Origin of the sequence: Stenotrophomonas daejeonensis (assembly GCF_001431505.1) — a bacterium.
Lineage (GTDB): Bacteria > Pseudomonadota > Gammaproteobacteria > Xanthomonadales > Xanthomonadaceae > Stenotrophomonas > Stenotrophomonas daejeonensis.
Map to the genome: position 1 here is coordinate 41,121 of NZ_LDJP01000015.1, position 12,346 is coordinate 53,466.

The window sequence follows — 12,346 nt, forward strand, 5'->3', positions numbered from 1 at the left end:
GGGAAAGCTCCTGCCTGTCCCGAAAAGGGATGCAAGCACAAGCCCGGCAGCTACGGGAGATGTGGCACTGGATCAGAACCGGTACATCAGCTCCATGCCGTAGAAGCGCGGCTCGCTGATGCCGGCGGCGGTGCTGCCGACCACGGTGGTGCCATAGGTGTGCAGACCGTTCACGTAGCGGTTGTCGAACAGGTTGTTGACGTAGGCGGCCACGCTCCACTGCGTGGACGGCGAGCGCCAGCGCAGGTACAGGTCGGTGCGGTTGCGCTCCTCGCCGATGGTGAAGTTGGCATAGCGCCCGCAGGTGCCCTGGCTGGACGAGCCGGAATTGCAGCGGTTGCGGCCGGTGTAGGAATGCCGCGCCGAGAAGGTCAGGTCGCCGTGCCCGGCCAGCGGCAGCGTGTAGGCGGCGCCGGCGGCGAACGACCAGTCCGCCTCGCCGGTCGGCTCGCCGCCGAGGTCGATGCCGTCGGGGGTGACGAAGTCCTTGTAGGTCGAGTCGATCCACTCGGTGGCGAAGTCGATGCTGAGGCGGTCGCTGGCCTGCCAGCGCGCACTGAAGTCCACGCCGCGCGCGGTCAGGTCGCTGGTGCTGATCACGTAGCGCGGGATGTCCGCCGTGGTGTCCAGGCGGATCGCCTGGCGGTTGTCGTAGACGTAGTAGAACGCCGAGGCCTCGTACTGGATGCGCAGGTCGCGCAGGTCGCGCTTGATGCCCGTCTCGAAGTTCCACACGCCCTCGTTGTCGAAGCTGGCGCCGGGCGAGAACACGTTGTAGCCGCCGGCCTTGTAGCCCTTGGCCACCGAGGCGAACAGCATGGTGTCATCGGACGGGTGGTAGTCGACGACCAGGCGCGGGCTCCAGTCGCTCCATGCGTTCTTCGCGCGGTTGGTGACGCCCTTGTTGGCCATCGAGATCGGGTCGCTAAAGGCCAGGTCGAAGCCGGCCAGGAACGCCGCGTCGAGCGGGATCAGGCCGTCGCCGTCCTCGTCGATGGCGCACAGGCCCAGCGCATCGCACGGCACCGGCTGCGGCAGCACGCCGTACTGTTCCAGCGTCTGCAGCGCCTGGTTCAGCACGTCGGCACGGTGGTAGTCGTTGAACCAGGTGAATTTCTTCTCGTCCCGCGTATAGCGCAGGCCGAAGGTCAGGTTCAGCTTGTCGGTGGCGTGCCAGATCACGTCGCCGAACACCGCGTAGGCGGTGGAATCCACGGTGTTGTCGTAGGACTCGCGCCACGGGTTGCCGAACAGCTGCACCGGGATGCCGTAGAAATCCGCCGCGTCCTGCAGCATGCCGAACAGCGGCATGCCGTACAGGCCAGCCGCGGCGGTGTTGATGCTGTCGCTGGTCAGGTCGACCACGCTGGACTGGCTTGCCTCCTCCTTGAACCAGCTGGCACCGGCCACCCAGTCCAGCCGTTCGGTGTTGCCGCTGAACTTGAACTCCTGGTACCAGGTGCGGTTGTCCTCGATGTTGATGGTATCCAGGTACAGGTCGCGGCGGTTGCTGCCGTCTTCCTCGGCGCGGTTGTAGGTGTCGAAATCGCGCCATGCGGTCATCGAGCTCAGGTGGCCCCATTCGAAGGCATGGTCGAGGATCAGCGTCGCGCCGTCGAACCGGCGCGTCTCGTCGTTGTCCGGCACGTCGGTCCAGGCAGCGCGGCCGATCGGGTTCTGGTACTGCGCAGGATCTGCGGGCACCGGTGGCAGGCCCGGCGCCGGCGGCAGCTCGACGATGCCGATGGTCGGGTGCGAGCGCTGGTCCAGGTCCTCGTGGTCCCAGCTCAGCAGCATCTGCGTGTTGTCGCCGATGTCCCAGCGGAACGCCGCGCGCGTGGCCCAGTTGCGGCCGTCGTTGAGCGACTTGCCGGTGGCCGCGTCGTCCAGCCAGCCATCGGTGCTGCTGCTCATGGCGTTGATGCGCAGCGCGGTGGTCTCGCCGGTCGGCAGGTTGAGCATGCCGTCGAAGTACTGCTTGCCGTAGTTGCCCACGCGCAGCCGCGCGCGGCCTTCGAGGTGGTCGCTCGGGCGCTTGGTCACGATGGACACCGCGCCGGCGGCGGTGTTGCGGCCGAACAGCGTGCCCTGCGGGCCCTTCAGCACCTCGATGCGCTCCACGTCGAGGAACGGCAGCACGGTGCCGCCGCCGCGGCCGGCATAGACGCCGTCGACATACACGCCGACGGTCGGGTCGGTACCGATGCCGAAGTCGCCTGTGCTCAGGCCGCGCAGCTTGAAGCCGGCCTGCGTGGGCTGGTTGTCGTCGATCGCAAGGCCGGGGACGAAGCTGTCGAGGTCGCCGAGGTTCTCGGCCATCGTCTGCTCGATGACGTCCTCGCCGACCACCTGCAGGGCGATGGGCACGTCCTTGAGCTCCTGCTCGCGGCTCTGCGCGGTGACCACGATCCGGTCCAGTTCCACCGCCGCCGGCCCGTCCGGCGGCTGCTGGGCCTGCGCGGCCAGCGCCGGCGATCCCAGCAGCGAAGCCAACAGCGCATTGCGGATGCCGCAGGTCAATCTGTTGTATGTCATCGAGTGCCCCCTAGCCATTGCGTTCCCCTTGAGTCGTCGGTTTCGCGCGGCGGTGCCCAGGCCGCGCCTTTCCATTCCCTGCCCGCGCTATGCGCCGCACTCCTGCGCGGACATGGCGGCGATCCACTGCCTTATCAGTTCCACGCCCTCCTCGTGGACGATGCTGCGCCCCAGCTCCGGCATCATCACGCCCGGGTCGGTGCTCTCGATCCGGTAGGTCAGGATCGAATCGTCCGGGGCGCCGGGCATGATGTCCCAGGCCCGGTTGCCGGTGCCCTGCCCGGCGGCGATCGGCAGCTTGCAGCGGCCCAGCCGTAGCGGGTCGTGGGTATTGGCATCCAGCCACATGCCCGACGTGCGCGCTGCGCCCTTCTGGCTGTGGCAATGCCCGCAGTTGATGTCCAGGTACGAACGGGCGCGCGCTTCCAGCGGTGCCTGCGCGTCGTTCCAGGCGGCGTTGCGCGGCAGTTCGCCTTGCGGCACCTCGCCCAGGTAGCCGATCCGCTGCCAGTGGTCCAACTGGTTGGCCGGGCCGTCGGCGTAGGCGAAGTCGTGGTTGAGGTGCCGCGCCTTCGGCCCGATCGGGAAAATCTGCCTGGACTTGAGGTCGGTGCCGTGGCAGCCGGCGCACTGGTTCTCGTCCGGCACCATGTACTCCACCTGCTCGTGCTTGCCGTCCGTGCCTGCGAGGGTCAGTGGCACCAGTTCGCCGGTGCGCATCAGTCGCGCCTCGTCCTGTTCGGCGTTCCACACATACGGCAGCGCGATCCAGCCGGCCTCGCGGCGCACCAGCAGCCGTGTCTCCACCAGCCGCACCTTGCCCAGCGTCAAGCCGCCGTCCGCTTCCGGGCCGGCGTCGTCGCTGCGCAGCACCGTATCGCCTTCGCCGCGAGGGTAATAGAAGGTCTTGCTGATGATGGTGCCGACCGGGAAATCCAGCGCCTCGTCCGGCTGGTAGCGCGCGGAGGTGCCGGCCGGCATCCATACCGTGCGCAGCTTGTGCGCGTAGTCGGTGAACAGCGCCGTGTCCAGGTCGTAGGGTTGCACCTGCGCGTTGAGCCGCAACCTGCCGTCGTCCACGTACAGCACGTTCCAGTCGGACAGTCGTTCGGGCATGCCTTCGGCGAAGAAATGCACCGGCCCCGGCGTCCGCGTGCCGGAACAGGCGGCCAGCGCCAGCAGTGCGGCCATTCCCATCAGCCATCGATGCAGCGACATGCGCGCCACCTCAACCGCGCTTCAGGTCGATCGCGGGCAGCGACGGCAGCGTGCAGTCGTAGGGTTTGGTGTCCTTGCTCGGATTCTTGTAGCCGCCGGGGCCATCGGCGTTGAGCACGCCGGACACGTCGCGCAGGCAGATCTGCGGGCCGTCCTTGCGCTGCGGGTTGACGTAGCCGTCGAACAGCACGTCGGGGAAGCTGCCGCGCAGGCCATACATCGCCACCTTCAGCGCCTTGAAGTCCATGCGGTCGGGCGAGTCGCCGCCGCCGGACAGGCGGTTGCCGTGCACATGGATGCGTTCCGGGTACGGGTCGAACTCGCCCGAGGCCTTGTCGTCCTTGTAGCCGGTGGAATACACGCTGGAGACGATGATGTTGGCGGTGCGGTTGTCGGCGATGTCGTTGTCGAAGATCTCGATGTTGTCGTTGGAGTTGATCACCACGCCGCTGCCGGCCGGCACGCTGGCCACCGGCGTGCCCTTGGCGCCGAAGTTGCCGTGGTTGTTCTCCACCACCTTGTTCCTGAACACGCGGATCGCGTCGCCCTGCTGGGTCAGCGCCGGCATGTTGAACACCAGGATGCCGCCGGTGTTGCCGGTAGCCACGTTGTCGTGGACGTCGGCGTTGATGGTGTTCTCGATCTCGATGCCGGCCACGTTGCGCTCGGCGCGGTTGTTGCGCACGATCACGTCGCGCGACTGGCCGACGTAGATCCCCGAATCCGAGGCGCCGATCGCCACCGAGTCCTCGATCAGCACATTGCGACACAGCACCGGGTACAGCCCGTAGCCGCCGTTGCTGGTCTTCGGCCCGCCGGTCCATTCCACGCGCACGCCGCGGATGGTGACGTTCTCCGACTCGCTGATCTTGAAGCCGTCGCCCTTGCTGTCTTCGATCGCCAGGTTTTCCAGGGTGAAGCCGTTGGCGTTCACCAGCAGGCCCTCGGCGCCGGCCTTCTGCCCCTTGAAGCTGAGGATGGATTTGTCCATGCCCTGCCCGCGCAGGGTGACGTCGTCAACCCGCAGGCTGAGGCTGCGGTCGAACTGGAAGGTGCCTTCCGGCACCTCGATCACGTCGCCGGGCTTGGCGTCCAGCAGCCGCTCCTGCAGGGTCCGGGCGAAGCCGGCATCGCCCGCCGACGGTGCCGGCGCGTCGGCGGACTGCTGCTGGCAGGCGGACAGGAGGAGCGCAAGAGCGCCGATCGTGCCGACAAAAATGCTGCGTTGCATGAATTCTCTCCCGTACGTGCTCGCCAAGTCTGCGTCGCAGTCTGGTGCGCGCCGATGCGTTGCGCGAAGGGCGGAAGCGGCATACAAAGGGGGGCAAAACGGACAATCGGGAGAAGTTCGGATGCGTTTGAACACCGCAATCGGCGATCGTCTGTCCGTCGCCGACCGGCCCACCAACATCCTCTGCGGGCTGATGCAGCTGGCCGCCGAGATGGAGGTGGACTGCGATGGCTGGTTCGCCGGAACCCGCCTGCAACCGGCGGAAATCAGCAATCCCGACACCCGCATGTCCTACCGGCAGGCCAGCACCGTGATCCGCCGCGCCCTGCACGCCCTGCCCGTCGAGGGCCTGGGGCTGGTGCTGGGCGACCGGCAGAACCTGGGCAATTTCGGCCTGCTCGGGCTGGCGATGAAGACCGCCCCCGATTTCGGCGAAGCGGTACGCATCGGCATGGCCTACCAGCGCAACAGCGGCGCGCTGATGGACATGTCGCTGACCGAGCGCGACACCGACTGCCTGGCCGCGGTCGCCACCGCGCCGGACGAAGCCTGTGACCTGCTGCCATTCCTGTGCGAGGAACTGTTCTCCAGCGTGTTGAAGCTGATCCACGAGCTGGTCGGCCCCGAATTCCGGCCCCTGCGCCTGGAACTGGGCTACCCGGCGCCGCCCTACGCGCGGCGCTACCGCGACCTGTTCGGCTGCGAGGTGCGCTTCGGCCAGCCGCGGCACGCGATGGTGATCGAACGCTGCTGGCTGGAACTGCCGTTCGCCAGCTACAACCCGGTGACCTCCAACCAGGTGCTGACCCTGTGCCGCATGCAGCTCGATGCCCAGCCGGCCTGCGGCGAAACCACCGCCGCGCTGGAAAATCACCTGCGCATGCGCCTGCGCGACAACCCGCAGATGGCCGAAATGGCCGCCGAGCTGCACCTGAGCGAGCGTACCCTGCGCCGACAGCTGGCCGAGGAAGGCACCTCGTTCAGTGCGGTCCACGACCGCGTGCGCACCAACCACGCGATGGAGCTGCTGCGCGACCCGAAGCTGAGCATCCTCGCCATCGGCGGCCAGCTGGGTTTCAACGACGCCCGTGAATTCCGCCGTGCATTCAAGCGCTGGACCGGGCGCGCGCCGAGCGAGGCGCGGCGCTCCAGCGGCTGACCGCCTTCCCGTAGATGCGGGGCTTGCCCCGCATGAAGCATTCCCGGTAAAGCCCCAGCGGGGCAAGCCCCGCTCTACAAGGCATATCGGCGAAGGGGCAAACAAAACGCCGCGCATCACTGCGCGGCGTTCGTCGTTGCCCCCGTCGCGCCGGTCAGGCGCGCAGCAGCGCCAGCGCCTCGCGCGTCATCGGGTCGGCGATCTCCACCGCCTCGCCCTGCAACGCCGGCAGCAGCTGGTTGGCCAGCTGCTTGCCCAGTTCCACGCCGAACTGGTCGAAGGCGTTGATGCCCCACACCAGCGACTGCACGTAGACCGCGTGCTCGTACATCGCGATCAGCGCGCCCAGCGCCTGCGGAGTCAGCGCGTCGAGCAGGATCAGCGTGCTCGGGCGGCCGCCGGGGTACTGGCGGTGCGGGTCGCTGCTGTCCTGCCCGTTCGCCAATGCCTCGGTCTGCGCCAGCAGGTTGGCCAGCAGCGCTTGGTGGTTGACGGTGTACGGGTCGTCGTTGTGCACGCAGCCGATGAAATCGGCCGGCACGATGCTGGTGCCCTGGTGCAGGGCCTGGAAGAAGCTGTGCTGCACGTCGGTGCCCGCCCCGCCCCACCACACCGGCACGGTGTCGCCGTCCACCGGGCTGCCATCGAGCTTGACCCGCTTGCCGAGACTCTCCATTACCAACTGCTGCAGGTAGGCCGGCAGCAGCGCCAGGCGCTGGTCGTAGGTCATCACCGCGTGGGTGGCGCAGCCGAGTACGTTGCGGTTCCAGATGTCGGTCAGCGCGTGCAGCACCGGCAGGTTGCGCTGCAACGGCGCGCTGGCCGCGTGCGCGTCCATTTCCGCCGCGCCGGCCAACAGTTGGCCGAAGCGCTCGAAGCCGATTGCCAATGCGATCGGGAAGCCCACCGCCGACCACAGCGAATAGCGGCCGCCCACCCAGTCCCACATCGGCAGCACGCGCGCGGCGGCGATGTCGAACGCCTTGGCGGCGCGCTCCGGGTTGGCGCTGACCGCGTACAGGCGCTCGCTGCCACCCAGCCAGTCGCGCAGGATCGCGCCGTTGAGCAGGGTTTCCTGGGTGCCGAAGGTCTTGGAGATCAGGATGCCGGCGGTGGTCGCCGGGTCCAGCGCGGCCAGCGTGCGCTGCATCGCCGCGCCATCGACGTTGGAGACGAAGTGCACGCGGAAGCGCGCGCCGCTGGCCGGGCGCAGCGCGTCGGCGACCAGCCGCGGGCCGAGGTCGGAACCGCCGATGCCGACGCTGACGATGTCGGTGACGGCGCTGGTTTCCAGCGCCTCGACCAGCTTGCCCATGCGCTGCTGCACGGCCACCGCTTCGGCATGCTCGGCCGCCGCCTTGGGGCTGGCGTCGCCGCGCAGGGCGCTGTGCAGTACCGCGCGGCCTTCGGTGATGTTGATCTTTTCACCGCCGAACAGGCGCGCGAAGCCGCCGGCGACGTCGCGCGCGGCGGCCAGCTCCAACAACGCATCGAGCGCGGCGCGGTCGTATTTCTGCCGCGCGAAGTTCACGTACAACGGACCGACCTTGAGCGCCAGGGTTTTCACCCGGTCCGGCTCGGCGGCCAACAGCGAGGGAATACCCGTGCCCTGCAGACGCTGGGCGTGGGCGTGCAATGCGGTCAATCCGTTGTTCGTGGTCATGCGGCCTGTGTGGGGATGGAGTGGTTGGTGTGGGTGATGCGGTTGTTGCCATCGACGTAGACCAGCTTAGGCTGGAACGCGTCGGCCTCGGCTTCGCTCATGCTGGCGAAGGCGGCGATGATGACCACGTCGCCCACCTGCACGTGGCGCGCGGCGCCGCCGTTGAGCGAGATGATGCCGCTGCCGGCTTCGGCGCGGATGGCATAGGTGGAAAAACGCGCGCCGTTGGTCACCACCCAGATGTTCACCTGCTCGAACTCGCGGATGCCGGTGGCTTCCAGCAGGTCGCCATCGATCGCGATGGAGCCTTCGTAGTTCAGCTCCGAATGGGTGACGGTGGCGCGGTGGATCTTGGTCTTGAGCAGGGTGAGTTGCATGACGGTGCCGATACTGCGTGATGAAAGTACGCAGTCTAGCACCCGTGCGGGGCTTTGCTTGCACTGCAACATGGGCGACCGGCCAATCCGGATGGGCAGCAAAATGGCGCCACGAGGGCGCCATCGCATGTCGTTTCCGGGGTGCGGCAGGACAAGGTGAAGACCCGTGCCTGCGGAGCGGAGCCCCCTGTCCCGCGGAACCCGCCGCCGTCAGAACTCGATGTTGTCGATCAAGCGGGTGCTTCCCAGCTTGGCCGCCACCAGCGCCACGCGGGCGCCGGCCTCGCCCTCGCCCGGCTCGCCCAGGTCCGGCAGCCGCACCACCGCGTAGTCCACATGGAAACCCGCCGCCTGCAGCTGCGCGACGCCGTCGGCCTCGACCTTCGCCCGTGGCGTGCCCGCCAGGCTGGCATCGCGCATGCCCAGCAGCACGCGCCGGATCGTCGCCGCCTGCGGGCGGGTTTCGGCGGTGAGGTACTGGTTGCGCGAACTCATCGCCAGGCCGTCGCCCTCGCGCACGATCTCGCCGCCGACGATCTCGATCGGGAACGCCAGGTCGGCCACCATCTGCCGGATCACCGCCAGCTGCTGGTAATCCTTGCGCCCGAACGCGGCCATGTCCGGCTGCACCTGGTTGAACAGGCGCGTGACCACGGTGCACACGCCGTCGAAGTGGCCGGGACGATGCGCCCCTTCCAGCAGCGCGCTCACGCCCGGTACGTGGACATTGGCGGCCAGCTCGACGCCAAACGGGTACATGGATTCGACCGTGGGCAGCCACAGCACGTCGCAGCCGGCCTGCTCCAGGCCGGTGGTGTCGGCCTCGGGCGTGCGCGGGTAGCGGGTGAAGTCCTCGTTCGGGCCGAACTGGGTCGGGTTGACGAACACGCTGGACACCACGCGGTCAGCGTGGCGCCGCGCCAGGGTCACCAGCGAATAGTGGCCGGCATGCAGGTTGCCCATCGTCGGCACGAAGCCCACGCGCAGGCCCTCGCGCTTCCAGCCGGCGACGATGGCGCGCAGCCGGGAAAGTTCGGTGACGGTCTCGATCATGATGCGTACGCATGCTCCGCGTCGGGGAAGGTGCCGGCGCGCACGGCGTCGGCGTAGGCGCGCACGGCGCCGGCCACCGAGCCGCCCTCGGCAAGGAAATCCTTGACGAACTTGGGCCGGCGGTGGCCGCTGTCGAGGCCGAGGAAATCGTGCATCACCAGCACCTGGCCGTCGCAGCCGGCGCCGGCGCCGATGCCGATGGTCGGCACCGGAATGTCGGCGGTGACCTGCGCGGCCAGCGGCGACGGCACGCATTCGAGCACCAGCAGCGACGCGCCCGCTTCGACTACCGCGCGGGCATCGGCGCGCAGGCGTTCGGCCGCTTCGCCACGGCCCTGCACCTTGAAGCCACCCAGCGTCAGCACCGACTGCGGGGTCAGGCCCAGGTGCGAGCAGACCGGGATCTCGCGCTCGACCAGATGGCGGATCACGTCCAGCTTGAAGCCGGCACCTTCGATCTTGACCATCTCCGCGCCGGCCTGCAGCAGTCGCAGCGAGGCCTCGAACGCGCGTTCGGGGGTGGCGTCGGCGCCGAACGGCAGGTCGGCCACCAGCAGCGCACGCTGCAGCACCCGCGCCACCGCGGCAGTGTGGTAGGCGATGTCGGCCACGGTGACCGGCAGCGTGGAATCGTGCCCCTGCACCACCATGCCCAGCGAATCGCCGATCAGGATCAGGTCGACGCCGTTGGCGTCGAAGGCGCGGGCAAAGCCCGCGTCGTAGGCGGTCAGCATCACCAGCTTGCGGCCGTCGCGCTTGGCCTCGGCCAGGGCCGGGACGGTCCAGGGTTTGCTGTCTGCATGGGTGCTCATGAGAAAACGACGCTCGGTGATGAGCCGCGCATTATCCGCCTATCGGCTCGATGCCGCAGGTTTTCATCGCCGCCAGTGCGCCACGCACCGTTCCACGGCCGGGAATCACCGCTTCCGGCGCGACCTCGGCCAGCGGCAGCAAGGCGAAGGCACGCTCGTGCAGGTGCAGGTGCGGTACTTTCAGCTGTGGCAGGTCGATGACCTGTTCGCCATACAGCAGCAGGTCGAGGTCGAGCGTCCTCGGCCCCCAGCGCTCGTCGGGCAGGCGCACGCGGCCGAAGTCCTGTTCGGTCCGCAGCAGGTGTTCGAGCAGGGTTGGCGCCGGCAGTCCGGTTTCCAGCGCCACCGCGGCATTGATGAAGTCCGGTTGGTCCTCGTTGCCCCAGGCCGGCGTGCGGTACAGCCGCGAGGCGGCCAGCAGGCGGCAATCGGGCAGCCGTGCCAGCGCCTGCATCGCCGCGCGCACGGTGGCCGGCGCATCGCCGAGGTTGGCCCCCAGCCCGATGCAGGCCACGACCATGCGCTTCATTCGCCCGCGGCGGTGCCGCTGCGCCGGCGGCGACGGCGACGCCGCCGGGGGGCTTCATCCTCCATGCCTTCGGCATGCGCCGCGTCCAGCGCCGATTCCAGTTCGTGGCCGGACTGCTGCTGCGCCTCGCGCCAGAACGCGATGTCGGCCTCGTGCTCGCTGGAGGCCACCTGGCGCAATACGAGGAAGTCGAACGCGGCACGGAAGCGCGGATGGGTCAGCGTGCGCAGCACGCGCTTGCGCTGGCGCGAGGCGAAGCGAGACTGCAGCAGCCAGATTTCCTGCATCGGCAGCGAGAACCGGCGCGGCAGCGCAATGGTGGTGAGCTGGTGCAGCGTGACCCGGTCGGCGGCGCGGCGCTGCGCCTCCTCCGGCGCCAGGCCCTGCCGTTGCAGCGCGATCAGCGCACGGCAGAACGCCGGCCACAGCAGCAGCGCGAACAGGAACGCCGGCGATACCGGTTCGTCGTTGGCCACGCGCGCATCGGTGCTGCGCAGGCCTTCGACCACGAACCGGCGCAGGGCGCCGCTGCGGTTGCTCTTCAACGCCGCCGCGCTCTCCGGGAACAGCGCCGGCAGCAGGCCATGCCGCTCCAGCCCCTCGAAGCTGGCCACGCCGTGGCCGGACAGGAACAGCTTGAGTACTTCCTCGAACAGCCGCGCCGGCGCCGCTTCGTCGAGCAACCCGGCCAGCCGCGGGATCGGCGCGGCGGTGGCCGGCTCGATGTCGAACTTCAGTTTGGCCGCCAGCCGCACCGCGCGCAGCATGCGCACCGGGTCCTCGCGGTAGCGCTGCTCGGGGTCGCCGATCAGCTTCATGCGCCGTGCCAGCACGTCCTCGAAGCCGCCGGTGTAGTCGCGCACCGAGAAGTCCTCGATCGCGTAGTACAGGGCGTTGCAGCTGAAATCGCGGCGCACCGCGTCGTCCTCGATGCTGCCGTAGACGTTGTCGCGCACCAGCATGCCGTTCTCGACCTCGCGGTCGCCGCTGCCGTCGTCGCTGTTGGCGCGGAAGGTGGCGACCTCGATGATCTCGCGGCCGAACACCACGTGCGCCAGCCGGAAGCGGCGGCCGATCAGCCGGCAGTTGCGGAACAGCTGCTTGACCTGTTCGGGCGTGGCGTCGGTGGCCACGTCGAAATCCTTGGGCCGCCCGCCCACCAGCAGGTCGCGCACCGCGCCGCCGACCAGGTAGGCACCGAAACCGGCTTCGCGCAGGCGGTAGAGCACGCGCAGCGCGTTCGGGCTGATGTCCTTGCGCGAAATGGTGTGCTGGTCGCGCGGAATGACGCGCAAGGTGAATGGCGTTGCAACTGGGGAGTTGATGGTGGCGATTCCGGTTGGTGATACGGGATTGCCGAACGGCAAACAGGCGCCTATACTAGCGCGCTCGCCGGACAGCGACAAAACGCTCCCTTCGTCTAGTGGTTAGGACGTGGCCCTCTCAAGGCTAAAACAGGGGTTCGAGTCCCCTAGGGAGCGCCAACTCAAGTCCGCGAATCAAAACACCCCGCATCCGCGGGGTTTTTTGTTGCCGCCGTCCATGGCGGCAACCCTCCGGGCCATCGACAAGCGATGTCAAAAACCGCTCCCGGCGGTTTTTTGTTGTCCGCATGAATCACTGCAGGAGCGACGCGAGTCGCGACCGAGCTTTCCCGGTGAAGCCTCGGTCGCGACTCGCGTCGCTCCTGCGGACCTGTCTCTTCTACACCTCTTACCCTGCCGACGATCTGCAGTGTGTAGATATCGATGGTCGCGCACTCAATAAAA

At 68.3% G+C, this 12,346-nt stretch carries 10 protein-coding genes and 1 tRNA gene; 2 read left to right on the plus strand and 9 right to left on the minus strand.

The genetic code is table 11. From position 1 onward, the window contains the following. Window positions 1-72: 72 nt before the first annotated feature. The 3 genes from ABB34_RS03380 to ABB34_RS03390 all read right to left on the minus strand — a co-directional run bounded on the left by ABB34_RS03380 (window position 73) and on the right by ABB34_RS03390 (window position 4,984). Window positions 73-2,535, minus strand: a complete 2,463-nt coding sequence (locus tag ABB34_RS03380; RefSeq protein ID WP_152979489.1) for a TonB-dependent receptor — start codon at window positions 2,533-2,535, stop codon at window positions 73-75. Window positions 2,536-2,622: 87 nt separating this feature from the next. Further along, window positions 2,623-3,753, minus strand: coding sequence for an SO2930 family diheme c-type cytochrome (locus ABB34_RS03385; RefSeq protein ID WP_057639852.1), 1,131 nt, complete (start codon window positions 3,751-3,753; stop codon window positions 2,623-2,625). A 10-nt stretch (window positions 3,754-3,763) separates the two neighbouring features. Then, window positions 3,764-4,984 (minus strand): parallel beta-helix domain-containing protein, encoded by a 1,221-nt coding sequence (locus tag ABB34_RS03390; RefSeq protein WP_057639843.1) that lies wholly within the window; start codon window positions 4,982-4,984, stop codon window positions 3,764-3,766. Window positions 4,985-5,105: 121 nt separating this feature from the next. Between ABB34_RS03390 and ABB34_RS03395 the strand changes: the two genes are divergently transcribed. Further along, window positions 5,106-6,143, plus strand: a complete 1,038-nt coding sequence (locus ABB34_RS03395) for an AraC family transcriptional regulator (protein WP_057639844.1) — start codon at window positions 5,106-5,108, stop codon at window positions 6,141-6,143. A 154-nt stretch (window positions 6,144-6,297) separates the two neighbouring features. On the opposite strand, the gene pgi is transcribed toward ABB34_RS03395, so the two are convergent. The 6 genes from pgi to pcnB all read right to left on the minus strand — a co-directional run bounded on the left by pgi (window position 6,298) and on the right by pcnB (window position 11,944). Further along, window positions 6,298-7,806, minus strand: a complete 1,509-nt coding sequence (gene pgi, locus ABB34_RS03400; protein ID WP_057639845.1) for a glucose-6-phosphate isomerase — start codon at window positions 7,804-7,806, stop codon at window positions 6,298-6,300. After that, window positions 7,803-8,183: an aspartate 1-decarboxylase gene (gene panD / locus ABB34_RS03405; RefSeq protein WP_057639846.1), complete on the minus strand. Its 381-nt coding sequence runs from the start codon at window positions 8,181-8,183 to the stop codon at window positions 7,803-7,805. Before panD ends, pgi begins: the two co-directional genes overlap by 4 nt. Before the next feature lie 210 nt (window positions 8,184-8,393). After that, window positions 8,394-9,236: a pantoate--beta-alanine ligase gene (panC, locus tag ABB34_RS03410; protein ID WP_057639847.1), complete on the minus strand. Its 843-nt coding sequence runs from the start codon at window positions 9,234-9,236 to the stop codon at window positions 8,394-8,396. After that, window positions 9,233-10,048, minus strand: a complete 816-nt coding sequence (gene panB / locus ABB34_RS03415; RefSeq protein ID WP_057639848.1) for a 3-methyl-2-oxobutanoate hydroxymethyltransferase — start codon at window positions 10,046-10,048, stop codon at window positions 9,233-9,235. Before panB ends, panC begins: the two co-directional genes overlap by 4 nt. Before the next feature lie 31 nt (window positions 10,049-10,079). Beyond that, window positions 10,080-10,568, minus strand: coding sequence for a 2-amino-4-hydroxy-6-hydroxymethyldihydropteridine diphosphokinase (folK, locus tag ABB34_RS03420; RefSeq protein ID WP_057639849.1), 489 nt, complete (start codon window positions 10,566-10,568; stop codon window positions 10,080-10,082). A 5-nt stretch (window positions 10,569-10,573) separates the two neighbouring features. Continuing rightward, complete coding sequence (gene pcnB / locus ABB34_RS03425; protein WP_057639850.1) at window positions 10,574-11,944, minus strand: polynucleotide adenylyltransferase PcnB; 1,371 nt, start codon at window positions 11,942-11,944, stop codon at window positions 10,574-10,576. A gap of 42 nt (window positions 11,945-11,986) precedes the next feature. Here pcnB and ABB34_RS03430 point away from each other — a divergent pair. Beyond that, window positions 11,987-12,061 (plus strand) — tRNA-Glu (locus tag ABB34_RS03430). Window positions 12,062-12,346: the final 285 nt, after the last annotated feature.